We start from the raw sequence: 19,398 nt of genomic DNA on the forward strand, positions 1-19,398 counted from the left end.
ATTTTTGAAAATCGGATGTTTCGGTTTGACCCGAAATCCAAAATCGGCGGAAACAAAAGATTCGTTGAATTTTTTATATTGAATTCTGATTTTTTCATTATTCAATTTTCATTATTCAATCAAAGCCATTTCGGCCACTTAATTCCAAACGTTTCCGCCATTCCCGAAACTTCATCATGAATCGATTTGTCGGCTTTCAGCATAATCAAGCCGTAAAGAAGACCGCCGACGGTAAACGCAATTAAAAGCAAAATCACATTCGTGATCGGCAGCACATATTTGAATCCTAAAAGGAAGGCGCACATGATGAGCGATGCAATCACCATTTTGCCGATGGATTTCCAATTATAACTGACAGGAATCACTTTTCTTAAAAACAGATACGCCAGTAACGAGTTCAAAATCATCGCAATAACGGTTGCCGCCGCCGCGCCTTCCATGCCGTACATCGGAATCAAAATAATATTCAAAATCACGTTTGCCGCGATTCCGGCCGCAATTGAAATGAATGCCAATTTCGGGTGACTGATCGCGTTTAAACAAATGCTTTGCAAATACATAAAAACGGTAATGATTTGAATGAACGAAAGCAAAAACAATGCCGTAACACCTGAGACATAGGCGTCGCCGTAAAAGAGTGAAATGAAATCGTATCCCAAAATCAAAAAGCTGAAGAAAATCGGAATCGCAAGCATCAGCGAAAGAGACGTTCCGTTCCGAAGCCCGGCTGTAATGTTTTCAATATCTTTTGCTTCGTTCCAGGCGCTGAATTTTGGATACAAAACAGCTTTCACGGAAGTTGCCGCAAGTCCGGCGAGCATCGAAAATTGATAAACGATTCTGTAAATCCCGGCTTCCGTTTCCGTCATGAATTGACCGATCATCACGACATCAATATTCTGATAAATCAAATAGCAGCTCATCACCAAAAAAATCAGAACCGCATAAGTTAAAATGCGCTTGAAATGTTCCTTTGAAAATTTCACCAATTTCAATTGATTATAACGGTGCGCAAAGACCGCGGCGCAAATCATGCCGACCAAAAAACCGCCCGTCAAACCGAATAAATGGTAACCGAGATAGACAATGGCAATTTGAAACAAAGAACGAACGGCAGTGTTCAGAAACAAAGAGACTTGAAAAGCATTGACTTTTCCGTCCGCGTAAGCCGCATAAATCCGACTGTTGTAAAAGTAATCAATGATCAGCGCGGCAATGATCCACCAAAAAATTCCCGTTTCCATTATGGTTGAGTTCGGGAAAATAACAGCCGAAACAAACAGCAAGCCGACGCATAAAATCAAATAAATCGTGCGAAGCGTCATCGACGCCGTATAATATTCATTCCTTTCCTTCCCTTCACTGATCAGTTTCACACTTGATTCGCCGATTCCGCTTTCCGAAAACAGATAGAAAAGCGCGCTGTATGAAAAGAACAAAAAGTAAACGCCGACAATGGAAGGATCCACGACCCGCGTAAAATAAATCGTGCTCAAAAAACCGATGGCGGTCAATCCGAATTGCGAAAGGAGAGAAACAAAAGTTTGAGAACGAACGGAACCGGTATCACCGTCGTCGCCGCCGTCTTCGCTTTTATTTTTTCCCTTTTTTCCGATATTTGAAAAAATATCCGCCGTTTGAGCCATACAGCTAAAAAGCATCGGCAGTATTAAAATATTCTCCGAGACATGAAAATCCGGGTGCACAGGCAATTGCCGCGCCGCCCGCGCGCGAGCCGCATCATTTTTAATAATCTCTTAAAGAGGAATGCCCGTTTTTAAATCAAATCAAAAATAAGAAAATGTTTTATGATTCAGCATTCATAAAACGGTTTTTTAAACAAGTCGGGATAATTCTGCGGATTGACCAAAAAGTCCAATTTTTCCAAATCATTGACCAAACCGTACATATCAACGCCGGAATACAAATCAATTTCAGGATAACTTTTCGGCTTGCCGTACGAAAGCGGCGGCATTTTATCGTAATTGCCGTTTTGAGCGATTCCGTCTTCCGTGACGTAATAAGCGAGTCCCGCTCTGCATCGGACAGGCTCATATTCTGAATCAAAAGCGTCTGAGACCCAATTGGCCATCACAAGCTCTTCACTGTCGGCGTTGACCGTGACATGTCCGTAATTAGGCGGAATCAAAACAACATCGCCTTCATTCGCTTCAACAATAATGAAATCGGATAAATCTTTTTTCTGGAGAAGATACGTCGCCGTTCCGCGAATCACCTGATACACTTCGGGATACGAAAGCATCTCGGCTCCTTCGGCGCTGCAATAATCGGGACAGGGATGATAGTGGCCTGCCGTTTTCACAAATTCCGGACCGAGCATTGACGGCGGAATCACCGTAATATCGTAGCGAAGCTGCGCTTTTTTCATTTCCAAAAGCTCGGCGTCCGACAGATGGACCTCGCGGTACATATCGTAAAGGATTTTATCGGGATACGTAATCCACGTTTTGTCCATTAAAACATCCGTCATATCCTTTATTTTTCGGGTGCTGTGGGCGGTTGAGACTTTTGAAAAGTCGGGGTGTGCAAACATGAGTTTTTCTCCAACTTCGTTTTTAATTCAATTATTTTAATTTGATTATTCCAATTCAATTACTTTTAATTTAATTATTCCAATTCGATTATTTTTAATTGATTTAATATATTCATTATTTTTAATTCACCTGAAACGAATCAATAATTCATTCATTTAAATCAATTTTATTTGATTGTAATTTCATATGTTATGATTTTTATAAATATTTACTCATCGAAACGCTTTCTGATCGCTTCCGCGTGTTCAAAAAGCCCTTCCGTTTCCGCCAAATCAATGACGGCGTCTTTGATTTCGCTCAAACCTTCTTTACTGATCCTTTGAATCGTAAACGATTTCAAAAAGTGAGCCGTATTCAATCCGGAATACATCCGAACATAACCTGACGTCGGCAGAACGTGATTTGTTCCCGACGCGTAATCGCCCGCCGGAACCGGCGCGTAATTGCCGACAAAAACAGATCCGGCATTTTGAATCTGATTCAAAACCGAATCTTCGATTTGCGGGTCAACCATGATTTGCAAGTGTTCGGGTCCGAATTTGTTTGAAAATTCAATACATTCATCCATGTTTTTCGTCAAAAGGATCGCCGAATTCTTTAAAGACGCTTCAATAATTTCTTTTCGTTTCGCCGTTTCCGTTTGCTTTTCAACTTCGCTCATCGTTGCTTTCGCAAACTTCTCGGAAGGCGTGACCAATACGGAAACAGAATTCGGATCGTGCTCCGCCTGCGCCAAAATGTCTGACGCCGTCATTTTCGGGTCGGCAAAATCATCGGCAATGATCAAAACTTCGCTCGGACCGGCAGGGAAATCAATTTCCACTTCTTCTCTCACTTTCATTTTCGCGTACGTCACAAACACATTTCCCGGGCCGACGATTTTGTCCACTTGCGGAATACTTTCCGTTCCGTAAGCCATGGCCGCAATCGCCTGTGCGCCGCCGGTTTTGAAAATCTTGTCAACGCCTGCAATTCTGCAAGCGGCAAGCGTCAGCGGGTGCACCGTTCCGTCCGCGCGTGCAGGCGTGCAGACGATCACTTCGGAGACGCCCGCAACTTTTGCCGGCAGCGCCGTCATCAAAACAGTTGACGGGTAGCTGGCGCGCCCGCCGGGAACGTAGCAGCCGACCTTTGAGAGCGGAATCGTTTTCTGACCGAGAACGATGCCGGGCGTCTCTTCAATGTACCAGATTTCCTTGGGCAGCTGCGCGGCGTGGAAGCGGCGGATGTTTTCAGCGGCTTGCCTTAAGTGTTTCATCAAAGTCGGGTCAAGCGATGCGATTGCCTCTTCTGTTTCGGCCGGCGTGACGGCAAGCGTTTTTAAATCCGCCTTATCAAACTGTTTGGCGTATTCTAAAATCGCTGTGTCTCCATTCGTTTTCACATTCTCTAAGATTGCGTCCACAGCGGAGCCGACATCTGCAAGCCCCTTCCCGCGCGAAAGCATTTGGTTTAAATCCGAGTCGGAAAGCTCGGACAAGTTTTTGAAAATCATAAATGAAACAATGTCTGAACTTTCATAAACTTTACTCTTTTTTCAAAATCGAAAAGCTTAAAGAGGAGGCGAGACAGGTTAAAATTAAATAGCTTGTATAGAATTATTGTCTTACTTATTACGGGTGTTTGATTCATTTTTGCCGCATTGCGTTTTTGCGGGTTGAATCAATACTTTTAGAGTATTCTGTCAATACTTTTTATCGTGTATTGTATCAATACTTTTTATCGCGTATTGTATCAAATATTGTATCATAGAGGTTATTATCTTGGCGAAAAGAACTATCCGCAAACAAACTTCTGAACGCCGCACTTCTGATGATTCGGATACCGTTGTTACGGTTGACTATACTGTTGAAGAGTCCGTTGACGCGGATTCCGTAACGGTGGCAGAATCATATGAAGTCCGTTCCGAAGCGGCAGCGTCGCCGGAAGACGTGAAAACGAAGCCCGAGAAGAAAGGCTTCTTAGATGAGTATAAAGACAAAAACAATTTGATGAAAAGCCTTCTTTACGGAATCGGTGTCCTGTTTTCCGCATTGCTTGCTTTTTACATCCGTATTCTTCCAAGAGACGGCGTTTTCATGGAAAACGGATTCATCCGCTTCGGTGAGAATGACCCCTGGTACCACTGGAGAAACGTGGAGTTCCTGCTTGAAAATTTCCCGACTTATCTTTGGTTTGATCCGGCAACCACTTATCCTTACGGAACGCCTCAGGCATTCGCCCCTCTTTATGATATGATTTTGGCAACTGTCATTAAAATCCTTCAATTTATCACAGGAAACACGACCGAAGCGTTCGCGATGACTGTTGCAGCTTACTGGCCCTGTATTTTGGCGGCAGTTTGTGTCGTTATCGCTTACTTCGTCGGAAAGAAACTCTTTGACAGCAGAAACATCGGTCTCATGACGGCTTTCCTTTTGGCGGTCGCTCCGGGTCAATTCCTGTCAAGAAGTATCATCGGCTTCAACGACCACCACGTCGCCGAAGTTCTTTTCAGTTCACTTGTTATTTTGTTCCTTGTCATGACGCTTTTAAAAGCCCGCGGCAAAAACATTACGTATGAAGATATTTTCAAAGGAAGACTTTCGACATTCAAATCCATTCTGCCCTATGCGATTTTAACCGGTTTGGCGATGGGCACTTACACGCTTGTTTGGGAAGGCGCTCTTCTCTTCGCGTTCATTATCGGTATTTACATCACGGTTCAAATGATGATCAATCACCTCAAAGGCGAAGGAACGGCTTTCATTGCGGTGACGGGTCTCATTATTTACATCATTGATTTGCTGTTTATCGCTGTCACGCCGCAGATTGGTGAATACAAACTGCTTCACGTTCTGGCGCTCAGTGCAGGTATTATTGCAATGGTCTTCATGGCCGTTCTTTCCTACGCGCTTGAAAAGAAGAATTTGAACAGACTTTATTACCCCGGCATTTTGGCAGGGCTCGTTGTCGTCGTCACTCTTGTCGGTGTTTTGGTTTCAACGACCGTTAAAAATATGCTTCTCAGTCTTGTCAGTTTCTTTACAAGAACAGGCGGCGCAACGACGATCGGTGAAGCGTCTCCGTTCTTCGGAAGCGATGTCAATCCGCTTTTGTTCACGGCTTTGATTGCGATTTTCCTGATTCTTCTGCCGTTTATGGCAACTTCTTACATTAAAAGCGCAAATGTCAAGAAAGGGTTCTTAGCTGCTTGGGCGGTTGCTTTCCTTTTGCTTGTTTTGGCATCCGGAGAAGCAGTTGACTTGTACACAACTTTCTCTGTCATGGGATTCATTTGGATCATCGCTTTGCCGATCATGGCTTACATTGCGGTTAAAAACAACAGCATGGAAAAAATCCTTCTTGTTGTTTGGACAATTATTCTGCTTTGGGCTTTGGTTCAGCAGAACCGTTTCAGTTACTACTTCGTGGTTCCGGTCCTCATTTTGACGTCCTGGATCTTCATGGAACTCATGCGCGCCGTGAAAGCGGATGAAGCGTGGGCGCTCTTTAAGAAAAATTATCTCTCAAAAGACAGCAAATCCAAGAAAGAAGAAGCTGCGCCGATTTATTCTTCCAAGCAGGACAGAGCACAATCCCGCCGTGAATCTTCAAAGGTCAAAGCAAAAGCAGTCGACAACGGTAATGAAAAGATCGTTATTGCGGCAGTTGTTTTGGTGATTGCGCTTGCGGTCATTTTGGTTCCGACTTATTCAATGACAAAGCAATATACGGCAGGAACAGGCGGTCCGAATGACGCTTGGATCGATGCGTCTTTGTGGCTGCGCGACAATACGCCTGAAGTCGGCTTGGACTGGCACGGCATATACGAAGAACCGCTTCAGGATGCTGACGGTGACGGTGTTGCCGATAATAGTTCGGGTATTGGTATAGAATTCTTTGAAAATCAGGCCAGTACCGTTCCGTTTGATTATCCGGGTGTCGCTTACGGCGTCTTATCGTGGTGGGACTACGGTCATTGGCTCGAAGTCATCGGCGAGCGTATGGTTAACGCCAATCCGTTCCAGTTCGGTGTCGGCGGTCGCCGCGGCAACATCACGGATGATATGATTCCGGGTGCTGCTCCGTTTTTCGTTGCAGAATCGGAAGAAGAAGCAACCGGCTATTTGATCGACATTGACCCGCGCGAAGACATGATCGGCGCCCGTTACGTTGTAACGGACATTGAAATGGCGTCCGGTATGAGCAAATTCTATGCGATGACGGCGTGGACTTTGGATACGAATGACTATTATGTGACGTACAACATCAGCGGACAGACGAGTACTTTCATCGGCAGCGACCGTTATTTCAATTCGATGGTTTACCGCCTGCATATGCTTGACGCTGTCAGTATGGAACAATATCGTATGGTTTACGAGTCTTCGAAATACGATTCAAGCTACTACATGTCTCAGCAGGAAATCTTCTACAAGAGCCTTTACAACCAGCTTTATTCACAGAATGTGACCGAAAACAACACCGGTTACGTTAAAATCTTTGAATTTGTGGAAGGCGCTGTTCTCAGCGGAACGGTCGAGCCGAATGAAACGGTTGAATTGACTTTGACGATTCAGACAAACCAAAACCGTGTCTTCAACTACAACCAGACTGCCAAAGCAGATGCGAGCGGTGCTTATTCGTTCACTGTTCCGTATTCGACAACCGGCCCGATCGACGGTGAAACCAACTTCGCTGTTCAGCCGATGGGCAGCTACACCGTGACAACAAGCGCCGGCGAAGTCAGAGTTGACGTCACCGAAGAAGATGTTTTGAACGGCAACACGGTTCAGGTCTGATCGAGATCAAAAATCAAAATTAGATCAAAAACAATAATCAAAATTAAAATAAAAATATGAAACGGAATTCTTTTTCCGTTTCCTTTTCTTTTTTTTAGAATTCAGCCTCGCGCGCGAATTGCATCATTTTTCTTTAGATTTTCAAATTCATCCATCGTTTTTGTTTCATTTTCGGATAAATCTAAACATCCCTTTTTCAAAAATCGTTAAACATGAACGCCCGATAAAACCCTAAAAAATGTTTAATCTTTGAAAAAAAGAAGGCGTTCCGTTTTTTGAATAATTTTGATAAAAGATGATGTTTCAATCGAAAAAATCTGAATTAAAAGACCAAATACCGCCCCCGCAAGTTGAGTTTCCGAGCGCAGCGAGGAAACGAGACTTGGCGGATTCTTCCCATACGAAATGAAAAATAAAAAACCGCTGAGCTTATAATTTTGCTTTTCGGCTCCTGCTACGCCTGCCAATCTGTAACTGTCTTTTATTGTTGCCGTTGCGGGTCAGGTTTGCGTTGCTGCGTGCATCTGCTCATTTTAATCGTATCCGTTCGCATTCGCGAACGTGCCGCCGCTACCTCCAGGTTTGCGCTGCCACCCAGCAGCAACTCGCCCGCGCGCGAGCCGCTCCGCTTTTAATTAAAATGATAAACAAACCGAACCTTGATTTTAAAATAAAAATAAACAAACAAAGCCCCGAAATTAAAAAAATGAAAAAGCAGACACACGTTTTTTAATTTTCATCTTTGAGCCTGATGCTCATGAAAAGCACCGTCATAATAAACAAAAACCGTTACAATTTCGCCTTTTTCAAAATCCCGAATCCGCTTGTCATAAATTTTCGGAATATGTTTCAGCTTATTTTTGTCAAAATGATTTGAGACGGCGCGTAAGAATTCGATTTCTTGGGAAATATAGCCCGATTCATACTTTTTCGTGATTTCAAAAATATCGGCAGCCTCATTTTCATTGATTTCGGCGCCGTAAAGTCCGTGTTCATTGAGACCGCTGATTTCGCGCCAATCATACAAACCCGAATCGTCCTCTTCGCGGTGAATCATATAAGGATAAACGCGGCAGATGAGCGGGCGTTTTTCATAAATCCTGCAGCGGTTGTTTTCTAAAAAAATACAGCTGCCGACATCATCACCTTGCGTTTTTAAACTGTAGCCCGAAACATAAAAGCGGCCGTCTTGATCACAGAAGTCAAAATAAGGAGACGGAATAACAGCATCGGAATCAATTTCAAAAATGCGGGACGCGTCTTCTTTGAGCAGATAAACGTGATCGTTAAAAGCGTGCGTGCAGCATTTGCCGCACAAATCACATTCAAAACCCACATCTTGAACGACTTCCAAAAAATGAGATTTCGAATAGCCTGCGAGCGCTTCTCTCTCGTCTTCAAAATATTCCAAATCCGATTCCGCTTTTTTCATCAACGAAAAAAGGTATTTCATCTATTAAACCTGATGTTCAAATTTAAAACGAAAGACGTAAGATTTATATTTGTAAAACAGTGTAATAGTCAAACCTTAAAGATGACGATTACTTTTCAAATCTTTATCATTTTACACTTATTGTAAAATCAGGATTACTCGGCGGCAATCCGAAAACACAACGAATGAAAATAATTAGTAATATCGTGCACGATATTGTTTTTTAATTCAATGACATTCATAGAAATAATATTCAAAATAACATTCATAACGTAATTTATTATTTAATTTAAAGGAATATAATAAAGAATAGGAGGACTGATTATGGGCAAGACAGGAAGCATCATTTGGGTCAGAGTTAAAGGAAGAAAAGGTAACGCAAAGAAAGTTGAGAACGGATTGAGCACAAAAGCACACCCGGGACCGGCACAGAGATTCACCTCTTCCGGACACAAAAGAAGATACATGAAGAGATCCCCGAAGGCTCTCACAAAATAATTTCTTCAATTTTATTTTTTAACTTTTTGTTAAATTTTAAAATGAATTGATTATTAATCAATTTCATCATTTTTCAAAAAAAAGAACGAACAATTAAGTTCGTTCATATTTCGTTTTTAATTGTTTTTAACGATGTTTTTTAAAGTTACTTTCTGTAATTGTTTTTTAAAATTACTCTCTGTAATTGTTTTCTGCAATCGCTTTCATTTTCCATTGAATTGAAAATATTTTTCATCAATGTTTTAGCAATTTATTGGTTTTATGAAATATTTTTAGTGGTTCTGCAGCACGGTTTTTTCGTTGATGTTTTTTTCGCGGATTTTGCAGCCGGTTTTGATTCAGATTGAGAAAACTCTTCCGGAAGCACGATATTATCGGCATTGATAATAAAGTAATAAATCGTCTTGAATAAGAAATCAATGACGGATTGAGTAATGACGTGCGCTTCCATCTTGTTTTCGTCGCTGCCGATTGCGATCGCTCTTTTCACATCGGTAATGATAAAACAGCTTTGGTTGGTGAGATGGCTGTCTTCAAGCTCCTTCAATATTGATTGAACGCTTTCGGGATATTGCATGACAGGCAGTGAAAAGTTTTCATAATCCTTTTCATCATCCACTAAAATCAGCAGATTCAGGCGCTTTTTGACGGAAATCAAATCGCTTTCGATTTTTTTCAGCGCCGCGGGGGAGCGCGACAAAATAATAATATTCTTGCGGGATTCGTCCAGTAATTCATTGACTTTTTTGCGAATCGTAAATTCGCTTCTGAGATACTGGATATTCGTTTCAGGATTCGGGTCATCTTCAGCGTGCCGGTATTCAATTTCTTCGAATTGTTTCAAAATGTTTGTTGAAATCGATTCAAATTCTTCGCGAAGCATTAAAATCAATTCTTCCGGCTCAGTCGGCTGATAATGAACAGGCGTTCCCTGAAGAACGACTGCGTATCTTTTTTCGACAAGCCCTTCCAATACTTCATACACTTTCGCGCGCGGTATGTCCGTAAATTCATGGATCTCACGCGCGCTTGACTCTTTTCTGAAAACAAGCGCAATATACGCTTTTGCCTCATTTTCCGAAAGACCGAGTTTTTTCAAATTGAAAATTAATTCACCGCTTTTTCCGCTTAATGTCATCATTAATCTGCACCTGTTAAAGCAATTTCTGTTTTTATGCTGTTATCGTTTTTTTAAAATAAATGAAATTACAACACGTTTTTAAAAGGGTTACCTCAAATGTGACAACAATGTTTATATACTTTACTGTACCTTTCAGAATTATAGGAATTTGTTACCTTTGTCGTGACAACATTTCTATGCTATGCAATACCTCGTGTTAGAATGGAATTGTATTTGTATAAAAACGAAAAAAAATGAAAACTCGGCCGCAATGGACTCCCTGTTGCAGCTGTACGTAACAGATAACAAACTGAATAAATTTAATTTTCTTAATCCCGAGTTCGAAAAACGAATTTTAAACCCTATAAACCAAAACCCCCAAAACGAACCATAAACCAAATCAAAAACGAATCAACAAAACCCAAAACAAACCAACCCAAACAAACCAACCAACAAAAAATCAAACCCCAAAACCAAAACAACCTATCAAAAACAAACCATAAACCAACCCAAAACCACCCAAAAACAATCATAGACAATCAATTTCGAACTTGAAAAACGTTTAAGAAAATTAAATTATTATTTTAAATTATTATTATTACAATTTCAGTCAATTTATAATCAATTTTATTCTCCAAGTTTTGTCATTAAAATTTAATTTTAACATAATCAATAAAAATCCGTTTATATCACTCTTTTTCATTGTTTTTTATTTCTGTTTTTCGGATTTTGAAAAATTTGTTACTCTTTTCGTGACAACAAATTATATATAGTCGAGGATACTTCAGGGTATTGTATAAAACTGTTACTACTTTAGTGACAACAATTTTTGTAGCATTACTCCAAAAATAAAACAAAATATTGTAATTATTGTAACAGTAACAAATTGTAACAATTATCAAAATAATAAATCAAAGCAAAGGAAAAAACAATGGACGACAGGGATATGCTCAACGCAACTTCACAAACTTTAATTGTTCCAATCAAAATCTGCAAAAACGTCATCAAAGGATTATTGCTTTTTGCAGGCGCATTGATTATCGGAATCGGATACTTCACTGCTCTCGCATTTTTTGCAGTCGGGATCAGCGCAATTGTTATCGGCTTTATGAATTACACAGCCGGTGCCGGAAACGCATTTTTGTTCGCATTCGGCGGCGGCTTGCTGGCACTCAGTTTTACGGCCCCTTTGATCTACGTGTCAAATCACGCTCTTCGCGAATTTATTGACCTGAATAAAAAAACGATCAATGAATTTAAGAAAGGCGTTCAAATCGAGGTGGAATAATGGCAGAACAAAGTCTTCAAAAGAAAATACTGAAATACTCCGTTTTCGCGATCTTATTCGGCGTTATTCTTTCAATTTGGATGTATTCACGCAGCCGGAAAAACCAAAACTGTAAACAAAACTGCAAAAGAGAAAAAGGTGAATCATAATGGATTATGCAAAACTTAAAAACAGACTTTTAAAAGTGTCCGCATTCGCATTTGTTGCCGGCGGCATTTTCAGCATGATCGGAATATACACGGGCGGCCTGGACGCGCTTGTCATTCCTGAATCGTTTTTGAATCTGCTAACGGTCTTCGGCGTTACCTTGTAACAAAATGAAAACAGGAACCAATGAAAACAGAAAACAATGAAACAAAAGACAATGAAACAAAAGACAATGAAACAAAAGACAATGAAAACAGAAAGCAACAAAAAAATTGAATCAAAAAATTGTTACTCTGAAAAGAACAACATATGAAAATGTATATATAGGAAGACAGTGTTCTACGAATGTGCCATTCTATTACCTTTGGGGTAACAACACTGTGCGACCCGCTTTGATGCGGTGCAGCCTTTCAGGAAAGAATGTGTCTATATTCCAAAACGAATGAATTTAATTTTCTTTAAATTCACAATTCATCCAAACGAATTCTAAAACCCATAAACCAAACCCAAATTCAAACCACCCCAAAACAAACAATCCAAAAACCTATAACCATAAACCAACTCAAATGTATATACATAAGACTAAATATATAAATTAACTTATAAATATACATAGAATTGAAAACCAAAAAAAGATGAATTAAAAACGGTAAAGAAAATTAAATTCAATATATATTTGGACTAATTATAATATTAAAATCAATTTCTCGAGGAATTTCGGCATTGATTAAAATTTCTATTGATATCTATTGTATTGATATCTTATTGATATCTATTAGATAAGAAGAAGATAAGAAGAAAGAAGAGTTTCAAATCCGAAATTTTAAAAATCCGGAATCTAAAAACATGAAAATTAGAGATGAATCTAAGAATTAAAAAATGCAGCAAAACACGAAATTATATAACTTATAGTGTTTTTCAAAAGGTAAAATTCAAGTAATATTTAAAAACAACAAACCGAATCGAATTATAAAAGATTTTTATTTTAACAGAGGATTTTTATGTCTTTAACAAGCCTTTTCGAAAAAATGGGGAAATTTGCAGATCAAAACCGCAAATTAGTCTTCATCGGCTTTGTTGTTCTGATTCTTGTCGCTGTATACGGTGCAATGGGAATTACAATGTATTCCGGAATGGATACATACATTCAAAAAGATTCCAAATTGTATCAGGACCTTGACAAATATAACAGCATGTTCAGTGAAGAATCTGTTATTGTCATGGTGGAAGGAGCAAATGTTTACGATCCGGCCGTCCTGAAAGCAACCGAACGTTTTGAAAATCAAATGAAAAATGTATCGGGAGTAGATTCGGTCGGGAGTCCGGCGACAATTATCAAAGCAACAAACGAACAAGTGACAGGGCGAAGTGAAATCCCGTCTACGATTGATGAAGTCAAAGCACTTGTCGCTCTGAATCCGACCGTGTACGAAGGTTTGATTTATGACAACACACACTCGCTGATTGCAATTAAATACAGTGCGGATCTTTCAGAGCTGCAAAAAGAAGATATAACGACTGCGGCAAGAGACGCCGCCAATTTTTCGGTGTTCCCGCCGGGCTATAACTTGATTATAACAGGAGATGCTGCACTTTCGGCAGATATGAATACGGAAATGGGCGGCAGCATGGTGATATTGCTCCTTCTTGCAATTTTACTTATGATTGTCGCGCTGGGTCTCGTCTTCAAAGGCGTACGCTGGAGACTGTATCCGTTAGTTGTCGTCATCATGGGGCTTATCTACACATTCGGCGCAATGGGATTATTAAAAATAAATATGACAATGGTAACCATTGCCGCCTTCCCGATTTTAATCGGTCTCGGTATTGACTATGCCATTCAGTTCCATAACCGTATGGAAGAAGAACTTGCAAGATGCGCAACGCGCAAAGAAGCTTTAATCTCCACCTTCAAATATACAGGTCCGGCTGTTCTGACGGCGCTTTTTGTGACTTGTGTCAGTTTCGTATCACTTTTAACATCAAGCGTTCCGATGATTCAGGATTTCGGAAAACTTCTCATTCTCGGCTGTACTGCCTGTTATATTGCAGCTTTATTCTTCGGAACAGTCTCCCTTTATTATTTGGATAAATTCGCTGAAAAAGTGCACGCCAAAGAAAAAGAAACAGGAAAGAAGTCCCCGTTAAGCCGTTTCCTCCCCACGTTGAAAAAAACGGATTTGGAAGCATGCGGAACAAACGAATTGAATGCAGAAAATAATATTATTACGTCAACTTTAAACAAAGTGATTGATTTTACTCTTCGTCATAAGAAAACCATATTTTTGGTCGCTATCGTGACAGGCGTTCTTGGTTTTTATGCGGATTCCACAATTCCTGCAGAAACCGACTTTAAAACGTATATGCCTCAAGATATGCCGGCTCTCGTCGATTTCTATCATATGGGGACAGTTATGGGCGGAACGGACACGATCAACATTATGATCCAGACCGCAGACATTTCGTCGCCGCACGTTTTAAAATGGATGGACGAGTTCGGGACGTATCAGACGGCAAACCAGGATTATGTTTACGGCGCCGCAAGTTTGGCAGAAATTGTCAAAGAATATAACGGCGGCGTGATTCCCGACACGAACGAAGAAATCCGCGCCATTTACGAACAGATTCCGGAAAGCACGATGGAACAGTATTCGCACGGCAATTCTTTGCTTCTTCTGAACTTGGATGTCGGCTCTGCGATGAGTGATTTGCCGATGGAAGGCGTTAAAACGCTTGTTGCAATTGTTGAGGAAGATTTGACATGGTATCAAATACCGCCGGGCACAACAGCAACGATTACCGGAAGCACAGTTCCGTACACGGAGCTGCTGGATTCACTGCTGTCCGGACGTGTTCAGCAGACAATGCTTGGTATCGTGTTAGTGTTTGTCGCGCTTTTGCTCATCTACAGAGACGTTTACAAAGCGCTCGGCCCCGTGGTGACAATTGCGTTAGTTATCGGCTGGTCCGGCATGATTATGTACGCTTTCAATATCGTTTACACACCGATGACTGCTGTGATGGGCTGTATGATATTGGGCGCGGGGTCGGAATATTCGATTCTTTTAATGGAGCGTTATTATGAAGAAAAAAGCCATGGTTTGCAGGCAACGGAAGCCATGAGAACGGCTGTGACAAACACCGGTATCGCACTTGTCGTATCGGGAACCACGACGATTTTCGGATTCCTCGCGCTGACCGCATCGGCTTTTGGCATCATATCCAGTTTTGGACTGGTGACGGTGATTAACATGCTCATGACGCTTTTAGCTTCATTCGTTGTGTTCCCGCCGCTGATGCTTACATTTGACAGTTTCAAAGAAAAAGGACTCAAACAAATGTTAAGTGATTTTAAAAATTCAATTTACTCAATCATTAAACCAAATAAGAAAACGGAGATGATTTAAATGAGCACAATCAGTGAAATTCAAAATCATCCGACAAATACACAGTTAAAAAACCGAAATGAACTCGGTTTTACGAACTCGCATACGGAGAAACAGAGTCGCCCGAGCAAAAAGCAATCCAAATTCTGTTATTGGATTGCAGCGGCATTTATTTTAATGTCGATTTGCACTCCGGCCGCCGCTGAAAGTTTTATTCCGGTTATGGGATCGGACACACTTGACTATTATGTCGGCTACGGCGAGCCTGAAATTACCGCGTCGCTTCGCGGAAATCAGGAACTCGGAAAAGGCGAAACGGCATCCCTTCAGATTGCCGTTGCAAACAAAGGACTTCTTGAAAAAGTCTCATATCGGGAATATGTGATCGCAGCTAACTTGTCTTCATATATTGAAAGTATGGGGATATATGAACCGGATCCGGCTCCCGGAGGCGCGAATTACGTTCAAAACGGAAGTGTAGACGTTATTACAGTTAAAAATTATTCAATGTATTTAAAGGAAGCTTCCAACATGAACCAACAAAACACATTGGCTCAGACGGAAATGATGATTGAAGCAAACAGAGTCAATGCGGAAACTCTTAATATGAAATTCGTATGCGACAGTCCGTATATTGAAATTGACAACAGCGGGGATTACGCTTATTTGGAAAGTTTGAACAGCGGTACATACAGTGTTGTTTCTATTCCGATTAAGATCAATCCGGAAACACCCGCGGGGGAATATATTGTCAACATGACGGTCAATTACAAATATCCGTCCAACGCGAAAATGATTAAAGCGGGTAACGGAACCGACGGATTTACAACGTTTTTGTATTCCGATTCATATGTCCAGGAATATACGGGGGTCACTGAAATAATCCAAATCCCGATTTATATTTCAAGCGGTGCCGTTTTCGAAACATCTGATATCACTGAAACTATCAGAGCCGGAAAAACAAAGACGATTACGGTCACTTACACAAATATCGGCGATGAGACGGCTTACAACACGGAAGCAAAACTCAGTTTAATGCATCCGCTGAGTTCGACAAGAAATAAAGCATTGCTTGGAGATGTCGCGCCGGGAGAATCAGTCACTGTCGACTATCCGATTACGGCGCATGCCGATGCGATTGAGAAAGTTTACGGCGTGAATACAGACATCCGATATTATGATGAGGATGATAAACTGCAAATCGCCCCGAGCGTTAAACTGGATATTGACATGGTCAATCCGTTCTCCCTCTTCACATTTAAGAACGCTTTAGTCGGTGTCATACTTCTGGTTGTGCTTTCGCTCGTGTATGATTATGCGAAGAAAAAGAAAAAAGACGGCAAAGAAGATGAATCCGAAACATCTGTCAAAGAAATCTGAATGAATTAAATTTAAACAAATCAGAATGAGAATAATCAGTGTGAGACTAATCAAATTGAAATCATTGTGAAATCATTGAAAAATAAAATTTAAAATCTCTTAACATTAAAAAATCTCTTAACACTAAAAAAAATCTTAACATTAAAAAAAATCTTAAAATTGAGTTATTCTTAACATTAAAAAAAATCTTAAAATTGAATTATTCTTAACATTAAAAATAATCTAAAAAATAAAAACCGATTGTGATATTTATGGCAACGATTAAAAAATGTATAACCGCCGCACTTTTGGCGATGCTTGTCCTCAGCGCTGCGGCGCCGACAGTTCTTGGTGCAGCAGCAAATCAAACATATTACGGAAGCTTGAGCAGCAACTATTATTCATTCTACGGCGGACCTGACATTCATGTCAATGTTCAGGGCAACGGCGAATACTCCCGCGGGCAAACCGCAACTGTCCCGTTGGCACTGTCAAATCACGGCGTGATTGAAGGTTTCAAATCTGAAAACGATGTGAAAAAAAACGGAAATAATGTTGACATTATATTGAATGCAACTCTTCAGCAAATGGAACTTGAAAATATTAATACCATTTTGACTGCTGTCGGTGTTGTCGCAACCCTTGAATCCGATGTTTCAGGCATTACCGTTAAAACCGGTCCGCAAGAAGCGGGAAGTATGTCATCGGGAGCAATTTCAAATCCGCTCAGTTACTCTGTCGACATCCAAAAAGATGTTCCGGCAGGCGAATATGAATTAACTTTGAATGTGACATATAAACACTTGAGAAATGTAATTTACGATGCGGACGCAATTGATAACAACGGTTCGCTTGCAGGTATCCGCAACTTGAACGCTTCATACTGGTACAATGAGGACGTTTCTCAAAAAATTCCCGTAACAATTAAAGTCAAGGAAGCAACCAAATTTGAAATTGTCAATGTGGAACAAAGTTTGTCCGCAAAAAGCGACGGTATGCTGTATGTGACATATCAAAACAACGGCGAAGAACAGGCAAAAAGCGCTTATGTCCGCTTGAGCACGGCAACGCCGTTCAGTACGACGGACGACCAATCCTACCTCGGAACCGTAAATCCCGGTGAAGAAGTAACAGCCGCATTCAAAATCAGCGTGGATGAAGATTCCGTGATTTACGACAAACTTTACGCAATCAACAGCGAAATTTTGTATGAAGACAATTACGGTCACCAGCAGATTTCAGACTCTTTAAAAGTTGAAGTTCAGGTTGAAGAAACACCGTTTTGGACACCGGTAACAATCATCATCGCAATCATTGTTGTGATTGTATTGCTTGTTGCAGGTTATTATATTGTCATGTCCCGAAAATACAAGAAAGAAGGCATTGACAAGAAACCATTTGACGATCTTCGAGAAAAGCTCTCGGGCGGCAAAAAATAAAAAATTAAAACATTAAAACATTAAAACAAGATAATGAGAAGTGAAAAATCACTTTTCATTATTTACTGTTTTTACTCATTGTTCTTTTTTCTATTCTTTCCTTCGTTCTATTCTATTTTTTCCTGTATATTCCGATTTCTAATTTTTTTATATTTTCAATTTTTTTTATAATTTCCATTTTTTAACAATTTCTAATTCTTTTACAATTTCCAACTCTTTTACATTTCCATTTTTTTATAATTTCTAATTTTTTTACATTTCCAACTCTTTTACATTTCCATTTTTTTATAATTTCTAATTTTTTACATTTCCAACTCTTTTACATTTCCAATTTTTTCATAAATGAAAAATCCATTTTTGAAATTTTATAAAAATTCTAAAATTGCCTTAACTTTGTCCTTTACTTACTGTTTATAATTATTGTCCGACGATTGTTTTACAATATTTGTTGATTATAAAACAAATGGTGTATGTTTTGTCATAAAATGATAATTTAATCTGTTTGATAAAATTATTTCATTTCGACCGACAATCATTTCCAGATATATATAATTGCAAAATAAATCTTACTCCGAAAAATTCGAAATATATTTATTCTGCGAGTTCTGAGTGTTTTTTTGGCTCCGGGGGAAATCAGCTTTCATTGTGTTTGGTTCGGCATTGCTCACATTTGCCGCAAATGCAACTGCACTGCAGATTTTGGAGGTGATTTTGATTCAAAAACAGGATCTAATCAAAGTTCATGCCGATTTGGTCAAAATAAAAAATAATTATGAGAAAATGGGTTATCAAAAAGAATTCGATGAATATTATGACTTGTACATTACACCGTCGCATATTCACAAAAGTAAAGACGATCATCAGAAAGCGATTTTTACACTCTGCGATACTCTGACTGTAGTTGCAGAGGAAAACGCAGTCTACATGCCGGCTAAAACAGGAAAAGGGAGGAGAACCAAAAGAAAAAAACTTGTTTCGGATGATGAATTATACGAAATGCTTTTAAAAAATGAAGAAGAGAGATGAAAAATAAAAGAGAGAGGAAAAAACAAAACGAATAAAGACGAAACAAACAGAACTGATCTTCAATCAAGAAATGCATAATTACATGACTCACAGGTATCATGTCATTCAGGCATTTCTTGATCTTTTTATTATAATTTTGGAAAATTCAATCTTTCAATTCTGTCTTTTAATTCTATTTTCATTTGGTTTTTAATTCTATTTTTTAATTCTATTTTTTAATTCTATTTTTTAATTTTATTTTTTAATTCAAATCTTCTTATTCCGTCATTGGATTTTCTGATTCCGCCATTTGATTCGTTTTTATGATTCAGTCTTTTGATTCGATTTTTCGATTTAATCTGTCAATTCAGTCATTTGATTCGATTTT

14 protein-coding genes are annotated in these 19,398 nt (G+C 39.8%); 9 read left to right on the forward strand and 5 right to left on the reverse strand.

The window, feature by feature from the left end:
• Window positions 1–119 precede the first annotated feature (119 nt).
• From MmiHf6_RS08425 to hisD, 3 genes are all read right to left on the reverse strand, one after another.
• Complete coding sequence (locus MmiHf6_RS08425; RefSeq protein ID WP_316558667.1) at window positions 120–1,706, reverse strand: flippase; 1,587 nt, start codon at window positions 1,704–1,706, stop codon at window positions 120–122.
• Window positions 1,707–1,813: 107 nt separating this feature from the next.
• A complete protein-coding gene (locus tag MmiHf6_RS08430; RefSeq protein WP_316557346.1) occupies window positions 1,814–2,554 on the reverse strand; it encodes a glucose-6-phosphate isomerase family protein in 741 nt (246 codons plus the stop codon).
• Window positions 2,555–2,763: 209 nt separating this feature from the next.
• Window positions 2,764–4,050, reverse strand: a complete 1,287-nt coding sequence (gene hisD, locus MmiHf6_RS08435) for a histidinol dehydrogenase (RefSeq protein WP_316557347.1) — start codon at window positions 4,048–4,050, stop codon at window positions 2,764–2,766.
• A gap of 268 nt (window positions 4,051–4,318) precedes the next feature.
• On the opposite strand from hisD, the gene MmiHf6_RS08440 reads away from it, so the two are divergent.
• Together MmiHf6_RS08440 and MmiHf6_RS08445 are read left to right on the forward strand one after the other, a co-directional pair.
• The gene (locus tag MmiHf6_RS08440) at window positions 4,319–7,336 is read left to right on the forward strand and encodes an oligosaccharyl transferase, archaeosortase A system-associated (RefSeq protein ID WP_316557348.1); all 3,018 of its coding nucleotides are present in this window, start codon (window positions 4,319–4,321) and stop codon (window positions 7,334–7,336) included.
• 437 nt (window positions 7,337–7,773) lie between these two features.
• Window positions 7,774–7,971 (forward strand): hypothetical protein, encoded by a 198-nt coding sequence (locus MmiHf6_RS08445; RefSeq protein ID WP_316557349.1) that lies wholly within the window; start codon window positions 7,774–7,776, stop codon window positions 7,969–7,971.
• A 101-nt stretch (window positions 7,972–8,072) separates the two neighbouring features.
• Here the strand turns inward: MmiHf6_RS08445 and MmiHf6_RS08450 are convergent, their stop codons facing one another.
• Complete coding sequence (locus MmiHf6_RS08450; protein ID WP_316557350.1) at window positions 8,073–8,789, reverse strand: YkgJ family cysteine cluster protein; 717 nt, start codon at window positions 8,787–8,789, stop codon at window positions 8,073–8,075.
• 303 nt (window positions 8,790–9,092) lie between these two features.
• Here MmiHf6_RS08450 and MmiHf6_RS08455 point away from each other — a divergent pair, with 303 nt between their 5' ends.
• Complete coding sequence (locus tag MmiHf6_RS08455; protein ID WP_316557351.1) at window positions 9,093–9,266, forward strand: DUF5350 domain-containing protein; 174 nt, start codon at window positions 9,093–9,095, stop codon at window positions 9,264–9,266.
• A gap of 259 nt (window positions 9,267–9,525) precedes the next feature.
• Here the strand turns inward: MmiHf6_RS08455 and MmiHf6_RS08460 are convergent, their stop codons facing one another.
• The gene (locus MmiHf6_RS08460) at window positions 9,526–10,407 is read right to left on the reverse strand and encodes a TrmB family transcriptional regulator (RefSeq protein ID WP_316557352.1); all 882 of its coding nucleotides are present in this window, start codon (window positions 10,405–10,407) and stop codon (window positions 9,526–9,528) included.
• A 910-nt stretch (window positions 10,408–11,317) separates the two neighbouring features.
• Between MmiHf6_RS08460 and MmiHf6_RS08465 the strand changes: the two genes are divergently transcribed.
• The 6 genes from MmiHf6_RS08465 (at window position 11,318) to MmiHf6_RS08490 (ending at window position 19,031) form a co-directional block, all read left to right on the forward strand.
• Complete coding sequence (locus tag MmiHf6_RS08465; protein ID WP_316557353.1) at window positions 11,318–11,674, forward strand: hypothetical protein; 357 nt, start codon at window positions 11,318–11,320, stop codon at window positions 11,672–11,674.
• 148 nt (window positions 11,675–11,822) lie between these two features.
• A complete protein-coding gene (locus tag MmiHf6_RS08470; protein WP_316557354.1) occupies window positions 11,823–11,987 on the forward strand; it encodes a hypothetical protein in 165 nt (54 codons plus the stop codon).
• 835 nt (window positions 11,988–12,822) lie between these two features.
• On the forward strand, window positions 12,823–15,228 hold the full coding sequence (locus MmiHf6_RS08475; protein WP_316557355.1) for an RND family transporter: 2,406 nt from the start codon (window positions 12,823–12,825) through the stop codon (window positions 15,226–15,228).
• Window positions 15,229–16,587 (forward strand): COG1361 S-layer family protein, encoded by a 1,359-nt coding sequence (locus MmiHf6_RS08480; RefSeq protein ID WP_316557356.1) that lies wholly within the window; start codon window positions 15,229–15,231, stop codon window positions 16,585–16,587.
• Window positions 16,588–16,838: 251 nt separating this feature from the next.
• Window positions 16,839–18,005 (forward strand): COG1361 S-layer family protein, encoded by a 1,167-nt coding sequence (locus MmiHf6_RS08485; RefSeq protein ID WP_316557357.1) that lies wholly within the window; start codon window positions 16,839–16,841, stop codon window positions 18,003–18,005.
• A 660-nt stretch (window positions 18,006–18,665) separates the two neighbouring features.
• Window positions 18,666–19,031, forward strand: a complete 366-nt coding sequence (locus MmiHf6_RS08490) for a UPF0058 family protein (protein WP_316557358.1) — start codon at window positions 18,666–18,668, stop codon at window positions 19,029–19,031.
• Window positions 19,032–19,398 lie beyond the last annotated feature (367 nt).

Origin of the sequence: Methanimicrococcus hongohii, assembly GCF_032594095.1 — an archaeon.
Lineage (GTDB): Archaea > Halobacteriota > Methanosarcinia > Methanosarcinales > Methanosarcinaceae > Methanimicrococcus > Methanimicrococcus hongohii.

Coding starts and splice junctions, on each gene's coding strand:
- MmiHf6_RS08430 (WP_316557346.1), bottom strand. CDS start 2,554: ATGTTTGCACACCCCGACTTTTCAAAAGTCTCAACCGCCCACAGCACC.
- hisD (WP_316557347.1), bottom strand. CDS start 4,050: ATGATTTTCAAAAACTTGTCCGAGCTTTCCGACTCGGATTTAAACCAA.
- MmiHf6_RS08450 (WP_316557350.1), bottom strand. CDS start 8,789: ATGAAATACCTTTTTTCGTTGATGAAAAAAGCGGAATCGGATTTGGAA.
- MmiHf6_RS08455 (WP_316557351.1), top strand. CDS start 9,093: ATGGGCAAGACAGGAAGCATCATTTGGGTCAGAGTTAAAGGAAGAAAA.
- MmiHf6_RS08460 (WP_316557352.1), bottom strand. CDS start 10,407: ATGATGACATTAAGCGGAAAAAGCGGTGAATTAATTTTCAATTTGAAA.
- MmiHf6_RS08465 (WP_316557353.1), top strand. CDS start 11,318: ATGGACGACAGGGATATGCTCAACGCAACTTCACAAACTTTAATTGTT.
- MmiHf6_RS08470 (WP_316557354.1), top strand. CDS start 11,823: ATGGATTATGCAAAACTTAAAAACAGACTTTTAAAAGTGTCCGCATTC.
- MmiHf6_RS08475 (WP_316557355.1), top strand. CDS start 12,823: ATGTCTTTAACAAGCCTTTTCGAAAAAATGGGGAAATTTGCAGATCAA.
- MmiHf6_RS08480 (WP_316557356.1), top strand. CDS start 15,229: ATGAGCACAATCAGTGAAATTCAAAATCATCCGACAAATACACAGTTA.
- MmiHf6_RS08485 (WP_316557357.1), top strand. CDS start 16,839: ATGGCAACGATTAAAAAATGTATAACCGCCGCACTTTTGGCGATGCTT.